At 83.6% G+C, this 256-nt stretch carries 1 pseudogene; it reads left to right on the top strand.

Going from position 1 to position 256, the window contains the following annotated elements:
• Positions 1-256, top strand: a pseudogene (locus ACSNOK_RS35100) (hypothetical protein); the annotation flags it as partial.

The raw sequence follows: 256 nt of genomic DNA, 5'->3' as shown, positions 1-256 counted from the left end.
GCACCGGGCAGCCGCTGCCGTTCGCCGGCACGGCGACGCTCCTGTCCGTGGTGCCGGGTGCGGCGGCCCTGGCCGCCGCGCTGGCCGTACGGCCCAGGCCGATCCGGCCGAAGAAGCCGGCGGCCGCCGGTGAGGGCGGGGCGGCGGCGGACGCGGCCGTCCCGGTGCCCGTTCCGCCCGCGGTTCCCGCGGCCCCCGCCGGGCTGCCCTGGGGGGCGGCCCTGACGGCGGCGGGCCTCGCCCTGGAGGCGTACGC

The organism is Streptomyces sp. URMC 126, from assembly GCF_051386555.1.
In the GTDB taxonomy this organism is placed as follows: Bacteria; Actinomycetota; Actinomycetes; order Streptomycetales; family Streptomycetaceae; genus Streptomyces.
Note: the sequence above shows the minus strand (reverse complement) of the source record. Positions and strands in the feature narration are given on the sequence as shown.